This is a genomic window from Luteibacter sp. P4_D7_3, from assembly GCF_056401735.1.
In genome coordinates, this window is the sequence record NZ_JBFUIT010000043.1 from 1 (window position 1) to 20,365 (window position 20,365).

The 20,365-nt window shown below is 64.8% G+C and carries 24 protein-coding genes and 1 tRNA gene; 14 read left to right on the forward strand and 11 right to left on the reverse strand.

All coding sequences use genetic code 11. The features are described from left to right. The first annotated feature begins 62 nt into the window (after positions 1-62). The 5 genes from AC1DSN_RS06665 to AC1DSN_RS06685 all read left to right on the forward strand — a co-directional run bounded on the left by AC1DSN_RS06665 (position 63) and on the right by AC1DSN_RS06685 (position 4,253). A complete protein-coding gene (locus AC1DSN_RS06665; protein WP_213948712.1) occupies positions 63-1,370 on the forward strand; it encodes a methyl-accepting chemotaxis protein in 1,308 nt (435 codons plus the stop codon). Further along, complete coding sequence (gene flgA / locus AC1DSN_RS06670; protein WP_477296393.1) at positions 1,367-2,068, forward strand: flagellar basal body P-ring formation chaperone FlgA; 702 nt, start codon at positions 1,367-1,369, stop codon at positions 2,066-2,068. Before AC1DSN_RS06665 ends, flgA begins: the two co-directional genes overlap by 4 nt. A gap of 103 nt (positions 2,069-2,171) precedes the next feature. Further along, positions 2,172-2,477, forward strand: coding sequence for a flagellar biosynthesis anti-sigma factor FlgM (flgM, locus tag AC1DSN_RS06675; protein ID WP_063571686.1), 306 nt, complete (start codon positions 2,172-2,174; stop codon positions 2,475-2,477). Beyond that, on the forward strand, positions 2,474-2,920 hold the full coding sequence (locus AC1DSN_RS06680) for a flagella synthesis protein FlgN (RefSeq protein WP_063571685.1): 447 nt from the start codon (positions 2,474-2,476) through the stop codon (positions 2,918-2,920). Before flgM ends, AC1DSN_RS06680 begins: the two co-directional genes overlap by 4 nt. A gap of 52 nt (positions 2,921-2,972) precedes the next feature. Further along, the gene (locus AC1DSN_RS06685; RefSeq protein ID WP_213948710.1) at positions 2,973-4,253 is read left to right on the forward strand and encodes an EAL and HDOD domain-containing protein; all 1,281 of its coding nucleotides are present in this window, start codon (positions 2,973-2,975) and stop codon (positions 4,251-4,253) included. 141 nt (positions 4,254-4,394) lie between these two features. Here AC1DSN_RS06685 and AC1DSN_RS06690 read toward each other — a convergent pair whose 3' ends face one another. From AC1DSN_RS06690 to rsmD, 8 genes are all read right to left on the reverse strand, one after another. Then, complete coding sequence (locus AC1DSN_RS06690) at positions 4,395-4,802, reverse strand: MAPEG family protein (protein ID WP_477295848.1); 408 nt, start codon at positions 4,800-4,802, stop codon at positions 4,395-4,397. 18 nt (positions 4,803-4,820) lie between these two features. Beyond that, a complete protein-coding gene (locus AC1DSN_RS06695; RefSeq protein ID WP_477330031.1) occupies positions 4,821-5,876 on the reverse strand; it encodes a TMEM43 family protein in 1,056 nt (351 codons plus the stop codon). A 28-nt stretch (positions 5,877-5,904) separates the two neighbouring features. Continuing rightward, entirely contained in the window at positions 5,905-6,756 is an 852-nt protein-coding gene (locus AC1DSN_RS06700) for an MBL fold metallo-hydrolase (RefSeq protein ID WP_477330033.1), read from the reverse strand. Between the two features lie 10 nt (positions 6,757-6,766). Continuing rightward, a complete protein-coding gene (gene ggt, locus AC1DSN_RS06705; protein WP_213948708.1) occupies positions 6,767-8,467 on the reverse strand; it encodes a gamma-glutamyltransferase in 1,701 nt (566 codons plus the stop codon). A gap of 64 nt (positions 8,468-8,531) precedes the next feature. Continuing rightward, positions 8,532-8,789 carry a YfhL family 4Fe-4S dicluster ferredoxin gene (locus AC1DSN_RS06710; RefSeq protein WP_063571679.1) on the reverse strand — a complete coding sequence of 86 codons (258 nt, stop codon included), beginning with the start codon at positions 8,787-8,789 and terminating at the stop codon, positions 8,532-8,534. A 90-nt stretch (positions 8,790-8,879) separates the two neighbouring features. Continuing rightward, positions 8,880-9,383, reverse strand: coding sequence for a hypothetical protein (locus AC1DSN_RS06715; RefSeq protein ID WP_063571689.1), 504 nt, complete (start codon positions 9,381-9,383; stop codon positions 8,880-8,882). Between the two features lie 17 nt (positions 9,384-9,400). Then, positions 9,401-9,904: a pantetheine-phosphate adenylyltransferase gene (gene coaD, locus AC1DSN_RS06720; RefSeq protein WP_063571678.1), complete on the reverse strand. Its 504-nt coding sequence runs from the start codon at positions 9,902-9,904 to the stop codon at positions 9,401-9,403. A 26-nt stretch (positions 9,905-9,930) separates the two neighbouring features. Next, a complete protein-coding gene (gene rsmD, locus AC1DSN_RS06725; RefSeq protein WP_477330035.1) occupies positions 9,931-10,500 on the reverse strand; it encodes a 16S rRNA (guanine(966)-N(2))-methyltransferase RsmD in 570 nt (189 codons plus the stop codon). 64 nt (positions 10,501-10,564) lie between these two features. On the opposite strand from rsmD, the gene ftsY reads away from it, so the two are divergent. From ftsY to AC1DSN_RS06750, 5 genes are all read left to right on the forward strand, one after another. Further along, positions 10,565-11,695: a signal recognition particle-docking protein FtsY gene (ftsY, locus tag AC1DSN_RS06730; protein ID WP_477295844.1), complete on the forward strand. Its 1,131-nt coding sequence runs from the start codon at positions 10,565-10,567 to the stop codon at positions 11,693-11,695. A gap of 29 nt (positions 11,696-11,724) precedes the next feature. Next, on the forward strand, positions 11,725-12,777 hold the full coding sequence (locus AC1DSN_RS06735) for an AsmA family protein (RefSeq protein ID WP_477295843.1): 1,053 nt from the start codon (positions 11,725-11,727) through the stop codon (positions 12,775-12,777). After that, positions 12,774-13,820: an A/G-specific adenine glycosylase gene (mutY, locus tag AC1DSN_RS06740; protein ID WP_477295842.1), complete on the forward strand. Its 1,047-nt coding sequence runs from the start codon at positions 12,774-12,776 to the stop codon at positions 13,818-13,820. Before AC1DSN_RS06735 ends, mutY begins: the two co-directional genes overlap by 4 nt. Then, on the forward strand, positions 13,817-14,095 hold the full coding sequence (locus AC1DSN_RS06745) for an oxidative damage protection protein (RefSeq protein WP_477295841.1): 279 nt from the start codon (positions 13,817-13,819) through the stop codon (positions 14,093-14,095). Before mutY ends, AC1DSN_RS06745 begins: the two co-directional genes overlap by 4 nt. A gap of 66 nt (positions 14,096-14,161) precedes the next feature. After that, a tRNA-Phe gene (locus AC1DSN_RS06750) sits at positions 14,162-14,237 on the forward strand. Between the two features lie 65 nt (positions 14,238-14,302). Here the strand turns inward: AC1DSN_RS06750 and AC1DSN_RS06755 are convergent. Both AC1DSN_RS06755 and AC1DSN_RS06760 read right to left on the reverse strand, forming a co-directional pair. Beyond that, positions 14,303-16,426, reverse strand: coding sequence for an eCIS core domain-containing protein (locus AC1DSN_RS06755; RefSeq protein WP_477330037.1), 2,124 nt, complete (start codon positions 16,424-16,426; stop codon positions 14,303-14,305). 50 nt (positions 16,427-16,476) lie between these two features. Further along, complete coding sequence (locus AC1DSN_RS06760; RefSeq protein WP_477295828.1) at positions 16,477-16,674, reverse strand: hypothetical protein; 198 nt, start codon at positions 16,672-16,674, stop codon at positions 16,477-16,479. 233 nt (positions 16,675-16,907) lie between these two features. Between AC1DSN_RS06760 and AC1DSN_RS06765 the strand changes: the two genes are divergently transcribed. Both AC1DSN_RS06765 and AC1DSN_RS06770 read left to right on the forward strand, forming a co-directional pair. After that, the gene (locus AC1DSN_RS06765; protein WP_477295827.1) at positions 16,908-17,483 is read left to right on the forward strand and encodes a hypothetical protein; all 576 of its coding nucleotides are present in this window, start codon (positions 16,908-16,910) and stop codon (positions 17,481-17,483) included. Between the two features lie 55 nt (positions 17,484-17,538). Further along, on the forward strand, positions 17,539-17,946 hold the full coding sequence (locus tag AC1DSN_RS06770) for a hypothetical protein (RefSeq protein WP_477295826.1): 408 nt from the start codon (positions 17,539-17,541) through the stop codon (positions 17,944-17,946). Here the strand turns inward: AC1DSN_RS06770 and AC1DSN_RS06775 are convergent. Next, positions 17,904-18,386: a hypothetical protein gene (locus AC1DSN_RS06775; RefSeq protein ID WP_157503971.1), complete on the reverse strand. Its 483-nt coding sequence runs from the start codon at positions 18,384-18,386 to the stop codon at positions 17,904-17,906. The genes AC1DSN_RS06770 and AC1DSN_RS06775 overlap by 43 nt on opposite strands. A gap of 180 nt (positions 18,387-18,566) precedes the next feature. Here AC1DSN_RS06775 and AC1DSN_RS06780 point away from each other — a divergent pair, with 180 nt between their 5' ends. Both AC1DSN_RS06780 and AC1DSN_RS06785 read left to right on the forward strand, forming a co-directional pair. Continuing rightward, the gene (locus AC1DSN_RS06780) at positions 18,567-19,400 is read left to right on the forward strand and encodes an endonuclease/exonuclease/phosphatase family protein (RefSeq protein ID WP_477295825.1); all 834 of its coding nucleotides are present in this window, start codon (positions 18,567-18,569) and stop codon (positions 19,398-19,400) included. A gap of 75 nt (positions 19,401-19,475) precedes the next feature. Beyond that, positions 19,476-20,365 (forward strand): proline iminopeptidase-family hydrolase (locus tag AC1DSN_RS06785; RefSeq protein WP_477330039.1); only part of this gene is annotated, 890 nt, incomplete at its 3' end.

The following is a 20,365-nucleotide window of genomic DNA, read 5'->3' on the forward strand; positions in this document are numbered from 1 at the left end:
CAGCTCAAGTCCTGAGGCTCCCGACCGATTAAGTGGGGCGACCATCCGATGAAAGCGAAATCATGACCCTCCTCTGGAGCCAGCACGTCCGCCTCCTCGCCCACGCAGCCGCCCAGGGCGATGCGGCGCGCGTTCGCGCCCTCTCCGCACAGTACCCGGCCGCTGCCAGCGCCCTTGGCGCCCTGCTTAAGCCTGCGGAGCCGCGCACCGCGCCGGCAACGACCATCCAGGCGATCGAGCAGCAGGGCATGGTGCTGACCAACGCCCAGGCGCTTGGTGGCACCCTGCTGGAACTCGGCAAGGTAGTCGAAGGAGCCCGCGACACCGCCGGACGTTTGACGGACGCCAGCGCCAGGATTTCGACAGCGCTCGACCAGGCCTACGCCGGCGCGGTCGGCATGGGCGAGTCGGGCAGCCAGGGCCTGGCCACGGCGGGCGACCTCGACGGCCAGCTGCGTCTGCTTCGCAGCGCACTGTCGGGCATGAGCCGCAACCACGCCCAGTTCTCCGAATATTTCACCGCGATCCGCAAGTTGACCGCGACGGTGCAGGACATCGCCCACCAGACCAACCTCGTTGCGTTGAATGCGGCCATCGAGGCCGCACGTGCCGGTGAAGCCGGTCGCGGATTCGCGGTCGTTGCCGACGAGGTCAAGCAGCTCGCGGAAAAGACGACCCAGGCAACGGCAGAAATCGACCAGACCACCGAAGCTGTCGGCCAGTTCGCCGGTCAGCTCGACGACGCGGTGCAGAACAGCCTGCGTCGCCTCGACCAGACCCAGTCGGGCATCGCCGGCATGCAGGCTTCGATGGGCCGCGTGGACGAAGCCGCCCGCGGCGCGCGTGGCAACATCGACGCGGCCCGCGAAGGCATGGGCGCGTTGCAGGGCCGCATCGCTGCGATCCAGGCCACCCAGGGCACGCTCGGCCGCGTGACCAACGAGGCTCGCCGCCAGGCCGACGCCGCCGCCCGCGCCGCGGTGCTTGCGCATCGGCTCGGCCTGAGCCGCCTCGAAACCGAGGGCGATCTCGACGCCGCCAGCCTCAGCCAGATGATCCGGGAAGCCAGCCAGGGTCTTCGCTTCGCCGTGGAACTCGCCTCGCGCGATCCGGCCAGCCTCGATCGCCGTTGGCTCGACACCACCCCGCTCATGCGTTGCATCGACCAATTCCGCGTGCGCCGGCCGGATAGCCCGACCGATGGCATCCGTGCCGCCGGTGAACGCTTCTCCGCGCTCGCCTCGCAATACGCCATCACGCTGGGCGAAGGCCGGCATGCAGACGCAGGCCACATGGTCGCCGACCTCAACCGGGAACTGGATGCGATCACCCAGGGCCTGTCGGCATCGCTGGCGGAACGCGCCGCGTGAAGGCATCCACCTTCGCCCGCGGTATCACCGTGACCGCCCTGCTCGCCCTGCCGCTATGCGCATTGGCCGGGCAGACGGTGGAATCGGTACGCGCGGCGGCGGTGACCTGGCTGCTACAGAACCGCGCCCTGCCCGGCGCACGCATGACCGCCGACGCCGACTCGCTCGATAGCCGGCTTCGCCTGACCGAATGCCCGAAACCGCTCGAGTCCTCACTGCCCGGCAACCGGCCACTCGGCGCACGCGTCAGCGTGGCCGTGCACTGCCCCGTCCCGGGCGGCTGGACGGTGCGTGTGCCGGTCCGGGTCAAGATGTTTACCAACGTGCTGGTGACCACCCGGCCGCTGGCACGCGGCGATGGCGTCGGCGCGGGTGACGTGCACACCGAAGAGCGTGACGTGGCCAGCCTCGCCTATGGCTACATCGCCGAACCGGGTCAGGTCGACGGCCGCTCCCTGGCCCGTCCACTGAGTGCTGGCACCGTACTGACACCCGGCATGCTGGCCGGTCGACAAGCCGTGCGCATCGGCGACTCGGTCAGCATGCAGGCCGACGTCGAGGGCGTGGTCATCCGCGTCGCCGGCGTGGCCATGGGCGCCGGCGATACCGGCACCCGCCTGAAGGTCCGCAACGCCTCATCCGGAAAGGTACTCGACGCCGTGGTCACCGGCCCCGGCACCGTCGCGGTACTGCCATGAACAAAATCCCAACCCGGTCACACTTCACGGCCCAGGGCCAGTTAAAGTTCGCCGACAGACCGCCGATAAAGGGTTTGAAGGACACCAGCTCCGAGGAACACACATGACGACGACGATCAAACCCGGTATCCAGGCCCCGCAGCCCCAGGTGCAGCTTCGCACCCAGAACCAGGCTGCAGGCTCCGCCGCCTCCACGCAGGGCGCCAGCGCCGTGCGTCCGAGCGACGACAGCGTCAAGATCACCGACTCGGCCAAGGCGCTCGACGCCGCCAGCCGTGGCGATGGCATCGACACCAAGCGCGTCGACGAAATCCGCAGCAAGCTGGCCGACGGCACCTACAAGCCTGATTCGCAGGCCATCGCGAGCAAGTTTCTTGCGATGGAAGGCCAGATCGGCGGCAAGGCATGACCGATCCGCTCGGCTCCGACTTCGACGCGGCCGTTCGCGCCGTCATGGGCGAACTCGCCCGTGAGGTCGACGCGCTGCACGCCACCCTGATCGACGAGCGCATGGCGCTCGATCAGGCTGACACGCATGCGCTCGACACCGTCAGCCGGGTGAAGGGCAAACAGCTCGACCGCATTGAAAAGCTCGACACGGAGCGTCGCCACCTGGGCGACGCCGCCGGCGTCGACACGCTGAACGATGCGCGCTGGACACACACGATCGAACGCCTGGTCGAGTGCCGCAAACTCAATGAAGTGAACGGCCGCATTGTCGGCCAGCGAATCGGCCACGTTCGTCAGGCGCTTGCGCTGCTTGCGGGCGATTCGCCGGGTGGATCGACCTACGGCCCGAAGGGCGACACCGCGCGGGTAAAACTGCGTTCCGCCACTATCGCGCAGGTTTAATCCCACCCACAAACATCCCCAGGCTCACCCAGACGGCGCACCAACAAAAGCAATGGCAGTGACCCCCCAGCCGACAGCGGTGAATGACGACGGTATCCTCCCGATCGTCCGCGTGCCCATCCTGGACAGGAAGCAGGCGCTCTTCGCCTACGAACTCCTGTTCCCCCGCCCCATCGGCAGCGATATCGACGCCGCGGCGCTTGCACATACGCAGGCGACGCTGAGCGCTATCGCCGATGGCAGCCTCAAGCGCCTCGTCCGTGACAATCGTGCTTTCCTGCACATGTCGCCGCAGCTGCTCCTCGAGCACGCGGACATCCTTCGCCACAACGCGCGGCTCGGCGCCAGCATCAGTGCCGATGTCGGTACGGATGACCACTTGCTGGAGAAGCTTCGCGAGCTGAAGGGCCATGGCTGCCTGTTCATGCTCGAAGACTTCAACCTGCCCGCCGATCCCGAACACCGGGCCGGCGTGGACGCGTTGCTGCGTATTGTTCAGTTCGCGAAGGTCGCGGTGGATCATCGCCATCCGGTCGCTGCGCGCGCGCACATGGACTATGTGCATGCGTTCGGGGTCAAGGTAATCGTCACCGGCATCGATACGCACGAGACCTTCGTCGATTACGCCGACCAGGATGTCGACGGCTTCCAGGGCAAGTACCTGCTGCGCCCCGAGCGCGTGGATATGCCACGCCTCGCCCCGAGCAAGCTCGGCGTGCTGCGTCTCATGGGCGCCCTGCAGGATCCCGAGAACGGCCCCGTCGAACTGGGCAAGATCATCCGCGACGACGCTGTCCTCAGCTACAAGCTGCTGGGCTGCGTGAACTCCGCTTACTTCGCCCTGCCCCGCCAGCTGAAATCGGTCGAGCAGGCCGCGGTGTTCTTCGGCGTGAACCGCATGCGCAACTGGATTTTCACCATGGCCGTGTCCGGCATGGACGAGCGCCCGCCGGAACTGCTTCGCCTCGCGCTTATCCGCGCCCACATGTGCGAGAAGCTGGCCCGCACAATCAAGCCCGAACTGCAGGAAATGGCCTTCACGGCCGGCCTGTTCTCGCTGCTCGACACCCTGATGAATGTCTCCATGGCATACGTGCTCGAGCACCTGCCACTGGCGATTGAAATCCGGGAAGCGCTGCTCGAAGGCGCGGGTCCGTTCGCGCCGCTGCTTGACCAGATCCGCCACTGGGAACAGGGCGAACTGGAGAGCGACTCGGCGCTGCGTACCCAGCACCTGCAGACGATGGCCGCGATGTACGTCGAAGCAGCCAGCTGGGCAGATCATGTCTATGCGTTCGCCGATGGCACCGCCGTCGTCGAAGCCGAAGCCTGACCTGCAAGGCACCGTGGGAGCCGATTCATCGGCACTGTGGGAGCCGATTCATCGGCGATCCCGCGGCAGCGGGCCGGGTTATCGCTAGCACCCTATCGCCGCTGAAGCGGCTCCCACAAGGGGCCGCCGCTGAAGCGGCGCCTACACCGAGGCGGCGATCACGTGGATCACCACGTATTGCCAGATAAGCATCAGCGCCATCAACCCGATGACTAACAAGGTCAGAGCAGCCCCCACGGCGCGTCCGGCCGAATTGCCCGCTGCCCGCGACAGACCCACGGCGTGGACGAGTCGCGCGATCACCAGCGCCACGCCGAACGCATGAAGCAATAGCGGCACGGTCTGATCGAGTTCGAGAACCAGCAGGAGGATCAACGCCAGCGGCACGTATTCCGTGGCGTTGCCATGCGCACGAATGGCACAGGCGACCGCACGGTCGCCACCATCGCCCAGGCCGATGCGCGTGCGCCGGCGGATGAGCATCACGCGGACCGCCAGGCCGAGAATAAGCAGGGTCAGCAGTGCCGCGTAAAGGCCGGTGATACGCATGGTCTCGCTCCTGAGGGGTCAGTCGGACGGCAATGCCGAGCGCTGCTGGACGCGCCAGATCGCCAGGCCCGCGCCGAGCACGGCAACGAGCAACCATACGCTTGCCGTCATCGCGTCGCCAGCCAGCCACATCACTCCCGCCACGGCGGGCACCACCACGGCACCGATACCGGCGGCGAACAGCACATCGTTGCGCAGGCGGCTTGTGCATGCCAGCAGCAACGCACCCAGGGCCGCGAGCACGAACGCCGCGAGGCGAACCAGCAGCACCGCCTGTGGCGGCTCGGGCAGGGCGGGCAGAACGTCGAGCAAACTGCGGTCGCCCACCTGCACATCGAAGCCGGGATCGCCATCCTTCGGCTCACGCGCCGCCAGCGTATCGCCGTCGATGCGCGCCAGCACCGTCATCGACTGCACCGGCACGGCTTCCCAGCTGATCCGAAGGTCGCCCAGGCGCGGATTGGACGGCTTGCTGCTCGTCACGAGCTTGTCGTCCACGCGCTGGAAGGTCGCAGCCAGGTTCGCTGGCAGCTTGTGTTCGTCAGGCGCGATGTCGATCCGTCCGGGGAATGCGCGGATGATCGGCGTGGACAGCTTGAAGTTGCCCAGCTTTACTTCACCCGCTTCGAACTGACGCCCCTGGATAGGGAAGGCACCCGGATTCACGTGTCCCGCCGGCTTGGCGAAGTTGGTCGCATCGATGGGGCGATCGACCCAGTCCAGTTCGTAATGCGTGCTGCCCCCCACCGTGATCTCGCGCCACTGGAACATTTCCACGTGACGGATGAGGATCGGCGAATCGGCCCGGACGTTGAACTCCGGATCGCGCGGTGCGTCGAGAATCTGTGGCGTGCCACTGACACGCGTCATCGAACCGTACTGCCCGGCGGAGGGCCGTCCCTCTGCACCCAGGTCCAGCACCGGCGAACCGTGGCGCGCTATCRCTGCGCCRTAGTCCATGACGCGGTGTTCGTTCCAGGCGATCAGGCCCAGTCCCGCAAGCAATAGCACGGCACCGGTAACGCGCGCGCTCCAGGCCATGCCCGTGTCTTTCATCTTGTGTTTCGACTTCATCCTGCCCCCGTGCCCGCTATCGGCGTCCTTACGCTTCGATGCCGCTTAGTCGTTCATGCATATCGGCAGCCGTGTAACGGCCTTTACCGTCCCGTTCCACGGACGCCATGGCGCAACCGTGGTCGTGGGTAAAGAAAAGCTTTACGCCACGTGCGATCTTGTCGTCGAGAAACACCCGTTTCTCATCGATCAGTTTTTCCGGCCAACGGTCGTAACCCATCGTCACCGGCAAGTGCACCCATGGCCGGCCGGGGATGAGATCGGCGCAGAACGCCACGCCACCCACCTCCGCGAGCATCAGGCCCGGGGTGTGGCCTTCGGAAAATTCGAAGCGCACGGCGTCGCCCAGTGACGAGGGCCGTCCGGCCTCGACAAGTTCGAGCCGGCCGCTCGCCTCCAGCAGACCAATCAGTTCGGGAATGAACGAGGCGCGGTCGCGAGGATGCGGATCGCGTGCACGCTCCCAGTGATCGGCGCCCACCAGAAAGCGTGCGTTCGGAAACAGCAGGGTCGCCGGGCACCCTTCCACCCAGGGCGCCAGCAAGCCGCCTGCGTGATCGAAGTGCAGGTGCGACAGCACGACGACGTCGATGTCCTCATGACRAAGACCGGCCTCGGCGAGCGAATCGAGCAACACGTGGCGATCTTCGACCACGCCGAAGCGTTCGCGCATGGCCGGGTCGAAGAAGGCGCCGATGCCCGTCTCGAACAGCACGTTCCTGCCATCGAGCCCGGTGACGAGAAGGCAGCGACAGGCGAGCGGGATGCGATTCTCCGCGTCCGGCGCCACCCAACGCGACCACATGGCGCGCGGCGCATTGCCGAACATCGCACCGCCGTCGAGCCGCTGCGAGTTGCCGATGAGTGACCATAGCTTCATGCAGGCAACCTTACTGCACCTTGCCCAGGCCCGACGGGCGACGCGGATCGCTGGCGGCGTCGAGCTTGTTCGTCCGGTGGTCCCAGGTCACCACGTTCATGAATCCCCAGGGCGAGCGGTTCCGCAGTACATGCCCCATGTCCGTCAGCGCCTTGGTCGTGGCATCGTCGAAAACGCCAGCTTCCACATCGACGCGGTCGGGCAGGTACTGATGGTGATAGCGCTTCTGCGCCGTGATCTCGGAGGCGCTCTTGCCGTCAATGAAGGCGAGAATGCCCTCCAGCACCTGCGTGATGATGGTCGAGCCACCGGGCGAGCCGATCACGGCCGTACGGTCGGCACCGAAAACGAAGCTGGGCGACATCGACGACAGCATGCGTTTACCCGGTTCCGGCGCATTGGCCAGCGCGCCGCGCAGGCCGAAGGCATTGGGCTGGCCCGGCACGAGGGCGAAGTCATCCATTTCGTCGTTGAGCACCACACCGGTGCCCTTGGCGATGAAGGCCGAGCCGAACTCCAGGTTCACCGTGAGGGTGGAGGCGACCATGTTGCCGTCGGCGTCAATCACCGAGAAGTGCGTGGTGTGCATGCCCGGCTCGGGCGCCATCGAGGTCGGCAGGAGATCGGACGGCGTGGCCTTGTCCGGTGAGATCGTCGCCCGCAGGCCGTCGGCGTAGTACGCCGAGAGCAGCATGTCGAGCGGCATCTTCACGAAGTCGGGATCGCCCAGGTATTCGTTGTGATCGCGGAACGCGCGGCGCATCGCCTCGATCGTCAAATGCGTCGAATGGGCGAGATCGAGCTTGGCCAGGTCGAAGCCCGACATGATGTTGAGCACCTCGGCAATCGCCACGCCACCCGACGACGGCGGCGGTGCGGTGACGATGCGATAACCCTTGTAGTCGATGCTCAGCGGCTGGCGCTCCTTCGCCTGGTAAGCCTCGAGATCGGCGGCGGTCCAGTTGCCGCCAGCGCCACGGGATGCGTCCACGAGCAGCTTCGCGGTTTCGCCCTTATAGAAACCGTCGTGCCCCTTCGCCGCGAGACGCTGCAGGGTCTTCGCCAGATCCGGCTGCCTGAGCGTCCAGCCGGCGGTGGGCACCTTTCCGCCCGGAAGGTAGACGGCCGCCGATGCTGGATAGCGTGCGAGCACGTCCTTACGGTCATCGATGGTGCCGAGGAAGCGTGCGTCGGGCTGGAATCCTTCGGTGGCGATGCGGATGGCCGGAGCGAGGGAGACCGACAGCGGCAGCTTGCCGTAGTGCGCCGCCATCCAGACCAGGCCGGCGGGCTCACCCGGAATCCCGGCGGAGAGCGGGCCATTGGTCGACACGTCCCGGTTCGGCTGACCGTCCTTGCCCACATAGACCTTCATGTCGACGGCCTTCGGCGCGGTTTCACGTGCGTCGATGAATACGTCGCGATTGTCGGAAGCGCGATGCAACAAGGCCATGAAGCCGCCGCCGATGCCCGAACTCTGTTGTTCGACCACGGCGAGCGTCGACGAAACCGCGACGGCTGCGTCAAAGGCGTTGCCGCCCTTGCCGAGCACTTCGAAGCCCGCGTTGGTGGCCAGGTAATTGGCGCTGGCGATGGCGGCGTGGCCGGGGCCTTTCGACGGCGGCGGTGCGTTCTGGGCGCTGGCGCAGCCTGCGCCGACAACAAGAAAGAGACTCGCGGCGAGCACGCGCCACGACGGGGCATGGACCATGGGGTTTCGCTCCGGGAAGGGATATCGCTATCGGCGAGATTAACCGATGAGACCGGGCAAGGGCTTACGAGGCGGCCTTCGCCATCAGGTGCTCGTACTTGAGCATCAACTGGTCACGCGATTCGACGCGGTCCGGATCGTTCGGGATGCACTCGACCGGACAGACCTCGACGCACTGGGGAACGTCGAAATGGCCCACGCATTCGGTGCACAGGTCCGGATTGATCTCGTAATAGACCTCGCCAAGCGAGATGGCCTTGTTCGGGCACACGGGTTCGCAGACGTCGCAGTTGACGCAGGTGTCGAGAATGATCAGGGACATAGCTACCATTTTACCCCTAAGACGGGGTAGGCGCGGACAAAAAAAGGGCGCCGCTGGTGCGGCGCCCTCTCTTCGCCACCGGGACGTCGATCAGTACGCGACGAAGCGGTATGTGGCGCCGCTCGGGGCCAAGGCATCGGCGACGCGCTGCTGGTCAGCCTGGTCGCCGATGAACAGCACGATGACGTTCTTGAACGAACCGGCGTTCGCGCCCTTGAAGGCGGCGACGATGAGGTCGGCGGTCTTGGCCGACTCCGGACCACCGAAGACGAGCATGTTGCCGGGGGTGACGCCGCGGGCAACGGTGCCCTGGACGTTGTCGAGCTGGCGAGCGCGACCGTCCTGGCCAGCCTGGTCGTCGCCGGCCGGAACGAAGTACGGGAACGGACGGTCAGCCGTCATGCCCTGCATGTTCTTGCGCACGATCTGGCCGAAGTACTGGCTCCAGGCCTTGGTATCGGTCGGATTGGTCGGCTTGGCGACGGCGGCTTCCTGCGTGGTGGCAGCCTGATCGGCGTCTTCCGACTTGTTGCAGGCCGAGAGGGCCAGGGCGGCGGTCAGGGCCACGGACGCGGCGAGGACGAACTTACGCATGATGATCACCTTTGTTTTCAAGAGTTGCGCCAGCGTTGGCGCATGGCCTGCTGCACCGCCGGATGCACGAAGCCGGAGATATCGCCACCCAGGCGACCGATTTCACGCACTAGCGAGGAAGAAATGAAGCTGTATTGCTCGGCCGGCGTCAGGAACAGCGTCTCGGCCTGGGGAATCAGGTGACGGTTCATGCTGGCCAGCTGGAATTCGTACTCGAAGTCCGACACGGCCCTTAAACCACGCAGGATCACACCCGCGCCGATTTCGGCGACGAAATGGGCGAGCAGGCAGTCGAAACCGCGAACTTCCACATTGGGCAGGTCGGCCAATGCCAGACGAGCCAGCGCGATGCGCTCACCAAGGCTGAAACCGGGACCCTTGTTACGGCTCTCCGCCACGGCGACCACGATGCGGTCGAACAGGGGCGCAGCACGGGACACCAGATCGGCGTGACCGTTGGTGATCGGGTCGAACGTGCCGGGATAAACGGCAAGTCGCGGATTGGCCGGCAGAGGAGTCATGAAGGCGGGTCGAAGGAAAGCGCGGGCTAGCTTAACGGATCAGCCGGGGTGCGGCGATAGAGGGCGTAGGCCACCTCCCCCGCGTGACCCTGGCGGTGCGGAAACCAGTTGTGGGGCAGGCTCAGGGCCGCGCCGCGTGGCGCCTCCACGTATATCCAGCCATGGGCGGCGATCCAGACGCCGTCCTCCAGTTGCCGTGCCGTCGTTTCCCAGGCATCCAGGGCGAAGGGCGGATCCAGCAGGACGACATCGAACGGCCGGCCGGGACCACGCAGCCACCGCGAGGCATCGTCGCCGACGACCTCGCCTTCCACCTTGAGACGGGCCAGATTCGCCTTGAGGGCGGCCGCCAGTCGCGCGTCGCGCTCGACGAAGGTGACGGCCCGGGCACCCCGCGACAGCGCCTCGATGCCAAGCGCCCCGGTTCCGGCGAACAGATCGAGGCAGCGCGCCCCGCCGACAACGGGCTGCAGCCAGTTGAACAGCGTCTCGCGGACGCGATCGGCCGTGGGCCGGAGTCCTGGCAGGTCGGGGACATCCAGGCGCGAGTTGCGCAGGGTTCCGCCGATGATGCGGACGCGGCCTGACGCGCTCATCGCTCAGCGGCCAGTGAGGGCGGGAGTGCTAGCATTCGCCTATTGTCTTTGAATCGCTGGCGCAATGCTCAAGTTCTGGAAGAAGAAGCCCGTCGAACCCATCGCGACGCCCGACGTCGCGCCACCTGACGAGCGCGCGGAGAAGGTTGCCGACGCCGCCTCGATCGACGCTGGCCCGGCGGTGTCCGAGGCCCTCGCCGAAACCGTCCTGCCCGAGCCCGAGGCCCCCGAGGTCGAACCCGATGTCGAGGAGGCCTCGATTGTCGAGGCGGCTCAGCCGGCGAAGCGGAGTTGGCGCGAGCGTCTTTCCGGAAGCGGCTTCGCCAAAAGTCTGACCACGCTCTTCGTCCGTCATCCCAAGCTGGACGACGACCTGCTCGACGAGCTCGAAACCACCCTGATCACCGCCGATGTAGGCGTGGAAGCCAGCAGCAACCTGGTCGAGGACCTGCGCAAGCGCATGCACAAGCGCGAATTCGCCGACGCCGGGGATCTGCTGAAAGCCTTGCGTCGTGAGCTCGTGACCTTGCTCAAGCCGGTAGAAAAACCGCTGGACGTAACCACATCCAGCCCCTTCGTGATCCTCACCGTCGGCATCAACGGCGTGGGCAAGACCACGACCATCGGCAAGCTGGCCCGTCGCTATTCGGACGAAGGTCGCAGCGTGATGCTGGCTGCTGGCGACACGTTCCGCGCCGCCGCCGTCGAGCAGCTCAAGACCTGGGGCGAACGCAACAAGGTACCCGTCGTATCCCAGGGCCAGGACGCGGACTCCGCCAGTGTCATCTTCGATGCGCTCCAGGCCGCCCGCTCGCGCGGCACGCAGGTGCTCATCGCCGATACGGCGGGCCGCCTGCACACGCAGGGGGGCCTGATGGACGAGCTCGGCAAGATCGGGCGTGTGATGAAGAAGCTCGACGCCGCCGCGCCGCACGAAGTGCTCATGGTGATCGACGGCACGACAGGGCAGAACGCCATCAGCCAGCTCCGTCAGTTCCGCGAGACCGCGGGCGTTACCGGACTGGTCGTGACCAAGCTCGACGGCACCGCCAAGGGTGGCGTGGTCTTCGCACTGGCCCGTGAATTCAAGTTGCCGATCCGCTATGTGGGACTCGGCGAGACAGCCACCGACCTCCGTATTTTCGATGCCGAAGCCTTTGTCGACGGGCTGTTGCCGGCGAGCCTCGGTGGCTGAGTGAGCGCCGGATCGCAAGCGTCGCGGCCATGAACCGTCGACTGCGCATCGGCCTCCTCGCCGTCGCCGGCATCGCCGCCGCGCTTATCGTCGCGGCCCTGATCGCCATGTATGTGGTGCTGCAGCCGGAGCGCTTCACGGCACTCTTGCAGTCTCGTGCGCGCGCCTCCGGCCTCGACCTCACGCTGGCAAATCCGGCCAGTCCCACCCTGTGGCCAAAGCCCTCGCTGGAACTGGACGGCATCACCCTGCACGGCAACGGCGGTAACACGCCACTGATCGTCGCGGCGCGCGGGAAGCTGGTCCTCCCATGGCGCACCCTTCTGGGTGGCGAGGCAACGATCTCGCGACTCGAGGTAGAAGGCGCGCGCATCGATATCGACGCCGTCTCCGCGTATCTCGACACATTGCCCCCACGTCCCTCGACCGCAGGCGCGATCCTGCCTGAAATCGATGCCGGATTCCGCGTGTCGCGAAGCACCTTGCTGCGCGGTAACCGCCTCCTGCTTTCCAATGTCGACATCGATGCCGGTCGTCTCGCCAACAACCATCGGTTCACGCTGGCGCTCGATGCGAGCACGGCGGACGAAACACCTTATTCGCTTACTATCGCGACCACGCCGTCGCTCGCCCACGGCGTGCTCACGCTCGGCGATCTCGACATCGATGCTGGTAGCAAGAACCACTTCGGCGCGAAGCTGCACGGCGATGCCACGTGGCGCGGCGGCGCCGATGTCGGCGCCTCGATGGCCGGACGGGTGACGCGCAGCGAGGCTGCGCCGTATGACGTGGTCCTCGGGGTGACACCCGCGAACCAGCAGGATCCGCTATCGATAGGGCTGAAGATCGACGGCGCCCAGGATCATGCCGATCTGCACCTGCCGCCACTGGCGTTGGCCGACTGGTGGTCGGGCATGCAAGCGGGACAGCCACCGACGCTGCCACCCGTGGAGGGCACGATCGACGCCGCCCAGGTCGATATCGGCAGTGTGCATGTCAAGGGCTTGCGAGTGCGGTCCGTTCCCGGCTCGATGGCGCCGGCCGCGACCTCGACAGCCGCTGCGCCGGCGGGTGCGCCATGAACACGTTCGCCACCGAATTGTTGCGCTGGTACGACCATCACGGCCGCAAGGATCTTCCCTGGCAGCACCCGCGCGACGCGTACCGGGTGTGGCTGTCGGAGATCATGTTGCAGCAGACCCAGGTGGTCACTGTCATCGGTTACTTCCAACGCTTCGTGGACCGGCTGCCCACGCTCGCTGCCCTGGCCGGAGCCGACGAAGACACTGTGCTGGCGCTGTGGTCCGGTCTTGGTTACTACCGCCGCGCGCGCTTCCTGCATCGTGCCGCGCAGTTGTGCGTCGAGCGCCACGGCGGAGCGTTGCCGCGCGACATCGATGCCTTGCTGGCGTTACCGGGTATTGGTCGCTCGACGGCCGGCGCGATCCTCGCGCAGGCCTATGGGCTGCGCTTCCCGATCCTGGACGGCAACGTCAAGCGCGTGCTGACGCGTTACCACGGCGTTCCCGGCCACCCCGGTGAAAGCGCCGTTGAAAAACGTTTGTGGGCGTTTGCGGACGAACACACACCGGCCACGCGCACGGCGGACTTCACGCAGGCGATCATGGACCTCGGCGCCACGGTGTGTGTGCGCAGCAAGCCGCTGTGTCCGCTATGCCCGCAGGCCGCCCGTTGCGTTGCGCTGCGCGACGGACTGACGGCAACGCTCCCCACCGCGAAGCCGGGCAAGAAGATCCCGACGCGCGCGCTGTCGATGCTGCTTCTGCGCGACGCTCGTGGTCGCATCCTGCTTGAGAAGCGCGGTGCGCAGGGCGTCTGGTCGGGCCTTTGGAGCCTGCCTGAAGCGGACGACGTGTCGGCGGCCGGCATGGTCGCATCGCGGCTCGCACGCATTCGCGATGCCGATCCCCTGCCCGCCTTCACCCACGTTTTCAGCCACTACCGGCTGGACGTTTCGCCCATCCTGTTCGACCATGCCGCCCCGCTTACCGCCGTGGCCGACCGCCCCGACCAGCGCTGGTGCGACCGGGACGAAATCGCCTCGCTCGGCCTGCCCGCCCCGGTGCGCACGCTGCTGAACAACCTTCCGGAGATATCCCCATGACGCGCATGGTTCATTGCGTAAAGCTCGGCCGTGACGCCGAAGGCCTCGACTTCGCCCCTTGGCCCGGTGACCTCGGCAAGCGCATTTACGAGAACGTCTCCAAGGAGGCCTGGGCGCAGTGGCTCAGCCACCAGACCATGCTGATCAACGAGATGCGCCTGTCCCCGCTCGATCCGAAGACCCGCGGCTTTCTGAGCGGCGAAATGGAGAAGTACTTGTTCGGCGGCGACGTGGTACAGCCCGCCGGCTACGTTCCACCCGAACGAGAGGCTTGACGCCGACGCCCGCAACGGATTTAATACGCGGCTCCACTCGCCGCAACACTCGTTGCAGGCATCTGTGGCTCGGTAGCTCAGTTGGTAGAGCAGGGGATTGAAAATCCCCGTGTCGGCGGTTCGATTCCGTCCCGAGCCACCATTTATTCAGTGACTTAGGCCACCCGTGCGGTGGCCTCTTCGTTCATGCTCCCCGCATGCAACGACTCAAGGGTTGAATGCGATCAAATTGCGCAACACCAGACTGAGCCGTGTCGCGATCTGCGAATTGACTGCCGAGGTGGTGCCGGCGGCCTGGTAAAGGCTCACGTTGTCCGGTATGTGCGCCAGGATGGTGTAGAAACGTCTGGCTTGGCTCGTCCGGGTCAAACTGAAACCAGTCTTGCCCGCGATCTCGTTCTTGATCGCCAACAACTTATCTACGTTCGTATGCGCCGTGCCTAGCTCGGCGCGGATCTCAATGATGGAATCCGGCGCCGCATCGTTCCGGTGGAGCCTGGCCCGGTTGTTCCAGTTCGCGGAGTTCGCGACCAAAGTCAGCCGCGGCATCAGCCGTGGGAGCGGATCGAGGAAGGTGCGCGCGTCTGCATAACGGGTCAGCGGATTGTACGGATAAGCAGCACCCGTCAGGAGCCCGAAATGCGGCCTGAAATCCATGACTTCGTGCAAGGTGTGATAGGGCAGCGAGCGATGATCGTAATCCTTGCGCCAGAACGCCGTGATCGAATAAGCGGCCGCGGTCAATTCTCCATGCGTGGCACCGGCCTGTTCCGCCAGGCGCATCATGCGCGCGGCCGTGAAAGAATGGCGCGCCCACATGGGAATCTGGTGGCTGCGCGCGTAGATAAAGCCGGGATGCTGCTCCTCCGTCGAGACCCCCACGTCGGCGAGCCCTACCGGAGCGAACCCAAGCCGATCTCGCACAAGGAACGTGTTGCGTGGGCGTGCATGGGCAACCCTTCCTAACAGGGTCGTGGTCTGGAATGTATCGAAGTCCACCAGGCCACCCGCCGCGCCTAGATCGAGCATGCCCGCACCGTGCGTGCCCTTCCCGCGCACGAAGTAATTCATCACGTCGTGGAAGGTCGCAATCTTGTCGCGCATGGAATGCCGACCCGGGGCTTGCAACACGGGATGAAAGCTCGCCGCTATCGGGCGCTTGTCCGCAGCCTGCACATGGTTGAACCAATCGGCGTAATCAGCCCATGTCGTGCCCTGCGGCGTCACACTGGCCAGATCGGCGGTGATGGCTGCGTGCCCCGGCCTGGTAGCGATCCAGGCGCTTATCTTCCCAAGCAAGGTGTCAATATGCGCTTCCGCAATCGGGCTGGCATAGACCTCGTTGGCGAGCAGCTTTTCCTCACGTCGCCCCTCTTTCGACGAGACCCATCCGTAGATCGCCAGCGCCAGATCGTGATAATTCGCATACGAACGCGATTGATTCTTGCGCCCGAATTGCGCGTTCCGGCTATCGGGGCTGCCGACGCCCCGTTTGTCCTCGATCCATTTCCTGATCTGCCGGGTCACCAGACCACGGTCGTCCGCCTGTATGAACCGGAAGGCGGTGTTCTCCAAGGTCCGGGCGGCGAAACGCAGCGGCCCCACGGCACCTTCCATATTGCGCTTGACCGCTTGCACACGAGCATTGAGATCGCGCCCTCCGACTTTTACGTCACGTGTGTGATCCACGTCGTCGACAATAAGGTAGCGCTGCACGACGCCCGACTGCGCCTGCGAACCGGCGGTCGTTTCCGCACGCCAATCCGCCTGCTTACGTTGTGCGGCGTGCGCGCCCTTGGTGTCGGCTTCGCGCTCCAACGCAGCATCGTCGTTGATCGGCACGCCCTGATCTTGCAGTGTCGGCTTTACGCGCCCCTGGCGCTGTTGAACGATATGCCAGGCTTCATGCGGCAAATGTCGCTCCTCGCCGCGGGCGAGATGGATGTGATTGCCTTGCGCGTAGGCCAGCGCGCTCAATTGCGCGGGCAAGGGCGAGGCGTAATGCACGCGCACCGCACTCATGTCCATCCTGGAGAGCGATTCGATGCCGGCGCGCAAGCCGGACGGGAGCGCCTTTGCTGATCCGGCAGAAGGTACGCGTTGTATCGCGCGGGGCGCGTAATGCAGCGCGGGTGGTGTAGCGGTTAGCTCGGCGGCATGCATCGACAGGGCACGCTGTATCGGGACCTGCACTTGCCGTTTTTTTCCCGTTTGACGTTGCGTCGATGGGGTGAGCATCTTGCCGCCCTGAGATGATGAGTAGTGTTTCAGACCAAGCTCGCAGCCAGCATGCGACTTATACACCGTCTTTCGACGTTCCAGGTCAGCCATACCGGCTCATTTCCGGCAACGGTTCGGGCCGACGCTACCAACGGCACACGTTAGTCCGCCCTCTGCTCCCAGCACATGCGCGCGTGCGCCTGCGCTGTGCACTGCACGCTCATGTGCGTTAGCGCGCCAATGGCCTCGAGACCATGTGCCACGCGCTGGCAATCCACCGTTTCGGACTCATGGATGAAGTCGGCGAGTAGCCGTGTCAGGCTACGTGCATATTGAAGCCACTCGGTAACCTCGTTCATCAGGTGGTTGCCTGCGAGGCTTCGACAGCGACGACCATATTTTTTGATGCACTCGTCTGAATCATTCCGATGCACGGTTGGTCGCGTTCATTCGAGAGATGCTCGATCCTTCCATGCAGGCCCATGGCATTTTGACGTTTCCACAGCAACGTCCGACGTCTTCGTGCGAGCGAGAGCTACAGACGCCCTACCCTCTGCGGGCCAATCTTGATCGGCGCCTGCGGAGAGCTCCCATGACAATTCTCAACCCGACGACTAATGCTTCGAAATCGGTCGCGATTCTCAATTCAGGTGACTATCCGCACCGCTACGCTGACGTTACCAACGCAGAACTCAGGAAGGATGATCCGGTGACTATCGAGACCCTGCTCAGAAGCATCGACGGAAGGCTCCAGATGATGGACGGACGCCTGGACCGCATGGACAAGCGTCTGGGCGAGATGGACAAGCGTCTGGACAACATGGACAGGCGTTTCGATAACGTGGACAAACGCCTCGACAAAGTCAGCGAGGACATCGTCGATCTGAAGGTTCAGACGGTAGCAATCGGAGCGCGCCTCACCGGAGTCGAAGAGCGGCTTGATCGGACCGACGAACGAGTTGATCGAGCCGAGGAAAGGTTTGACCGGCAAGAAAGCCGCCAGCGCGGAGCTGACAGTCAGCTCATTCGGTTCGAAGCGCAGCTTAAGCGTCTTCCTTCATGGAAGAGCGTAGGAACGACGATCGCTGCCGTCACAGCGGGCTGCTGCGGGCTGTTTGTCTGGCTCGCCGAAGGCGGCGCAAAGACCCTGGTCCGGTTCTTCGAGTAAGCCGATCGTCCAATTGAACAGATGCCCACGCACCAAGAAATAAGAGGTACCCCGCATGCCCGCCATACATATCGAAACGCCGAAGAACGACGTGGCTCAGCCGAAGGGATCCACCCAATCCCTCAGCGGTGACGTCGCGATGAGCATGCTTCTGGAGGTGCAACGCGGCGTGACCGATCTGAAGATCGGCTTGACCGAGCTGAAGGTCGACGTCAAGCACCTGACGACCACGACCGAGTCGATCAGGGAGAAGGTAGAGACCCTGGAAGGAAAGGTCGAGAGTCTGGTCCGCTGGAAAAGCGGCGTGTTCGGCGGCGTCGCCGTGCTAGCCGTCCTTTGGGGAATCTTTAAGGCGTTTTCAGGCTATGTCCACCTTAGCCCCGTGGAGACGCCTGCCAAAGCTGCGCCAGCGGTCGCCCTTCAGATGTTCACGTCACGCCCTGGCTCTACCTCACACTGGTGAAGTGCGCCTTCCAGACTTGCCTGCTCATCGACCCTATCCAGGCCTGCAGCCTTTCCGGCAAGCATCCCGTCGATACGCCGAACTCGCGCATCCATCGCCACACGAAGCTGCTCCCGGGCTTGCTGACCACAGGGTGTCCGCGGCTTCCACGTCGTCAGGGCCGCTGCTCGCGCCTTGAGTACACCCAGGCGCTGCGGCGCTTCATCATGCCCCGCACGCTGCGCTTCAGTCACCTGCGCCTGCCATTCTGCAAGCGTCGCACGCAGGTCAGCGATGTCCGCCGCTTGTGCCGTGGCGTCCGCCGTCCGCGCCCGGTGGGATGCCGTGAACGCCAGCATGGCCGTGGTCGCCGAGGCCACGAATGCGACCAGGATCACCACGAGCGCAACGCGACGACCGTTGGCGCCGGAACGAGGCGTATCTGGCTCAGGATGGTTCATGTCGGCTCCGCTGCTGCGTAAGATCGCCCCATTCTGACCGATTGGCCGCACCCGTGGATGCCACCGCGGACGATCCGGGGCGCGACATGGTGTCGCTCGGAGGCGGGACTCAGGTAACGGAAATGATCTCGTTACGTCGATATATTCGGGTGATTCCCCCTCTCCAGGAATCCTCCACGCATGATCCGGATGTCCCGATTCGCCCTGTTTGCGGCGCTTACCACCGCCATCGCCCAGCCAGTCGTCGCCGACGAACTCAGGGTGATGTCCTTCAACGTCCGCACCATCACGGGAAAGGATGGACCGAACCGCTGGGAGGCACGACGGGACCTGTTCGCCGATACCATCCGGCAGCTTCATCCGGACGTGATAGGCACCCAGGAGCTGGCGAAAGAGCAAGGCGACGACACAGTCGCCCGCCTTCCGGAATACACCTGGTTCGGCCGCGATCGCTTCGGCGGTCACGCCGACGAACACATGGGCATCTTTTACCGGAAGGACCGCCTCAAGCTGGTCGAGAGTGGCGACTATTGGCTTTCCGACACTCCGGATAAGGTCGCGAGCATCACCTGGGGCAACATCTTTCCACGCATGGTGAACTGGGCGCTGTTCGAGCGACTCTCCGACCACAAGCGCTTCTACCTGCTCGACACGCACTATCCGTACCGCGATCAGGATGAAGATGCTCGCTCACGAAGCGCCCATGAAATGGCCGCGTGGATCGGGAAGTTGCCCGCCGGCGTCCCCGTCATCATCACCGGCGACTTCAATACCGGACCTGAGAGTGAGGCGCATGCCGCGCTCACGGCTGCACTGAAGGACGCGTGGTCCGCCTCACCGAAGCGGGAGGGCCCGGCAGACACGTTCCACGACTTCACCGGCAAACCCACGAAGCGGATCGACTGGATTCTCTATCGCGGCGTGGAGGCCACGTCGGTGCAGACCGTGACCACCTCGAAAGACGGCCGGTATCCGTCCGACCATTTCCCGGTCGAGGCGAACTTCACCCTTTGAGCTATTTCGCGTTACGACTTGTCAGCAGGCCCGCCGCCAGCGATAGTCGGCGCCAACACCCTGTGGGACAACGAGATGCGCCGTCTGCTTGCCACCCTTCTTCTGGCGCTCGTCGCCGCCTGCGCGTACGCCGCGCCTGCCGAGACCCCACCGAATTCGTACTTCGATCACGCCGGTCACGACGACATCTTGTCGGGTGGCGTGAAGATGATCACGATCGACACCCCCAAGGGCAAATTCCGCGTCTGGACCAAGCGGGTCGGCAACAACCCGACCATCAAGGTACTACTCCTGCATGGTGGCCCCGGCGCGACGCACGAGTACTTCGAGGCCTTCGACAGCTACTTTCCCGGCGCGAGCGTCGAGTATTACTACTACGACCAGCTAGGCTCGGCCTTCAGCGACAAGCCCACCGACGAATCGTTGTGGGAGATACCGCGCTTCGTCGACGAAGTCGAGCAGGTGCGCCAGGCCCTGCACCTCGATAAGGACAATTTTTACCTGCTTGGCCACTCGTGGGGCGGCGTGCTCGCGATCGAGTACGCGCTGAAGTACCCGCAGCATCTCAAGGCCCTGGTCATCTCGAACATGGTCGACAGCATCCCCGCCTACAACCAGTACGCGAACAAAGTGCTGATGCCGGCGATGGACCAGAAGAAGCTCGCCGAGGTCAAGCGCCTTGAGGCGGCGAAGAAGACGGACAACCCGGAGTACATGGCGATCCTCATGCCCATGCACTACGAGCAGCACATCCTGCGCATGCCGGCCGACCAGTGGCCGGAGCCGGTGCAGCGCGCGTTCGCCCACATCAATGAACAGATCTACGTGTCCATGCAGGGCCCGAGCGAACTGGGCGCAAGCGGCAAGCTGCTGCACTGGGACCGTAGCAAGGACCTGAAGAACATCAAGGTTCCCACCCTGGTGATCGGCGCGCAGTACGACACCATGGACCCGAAGTACATGGA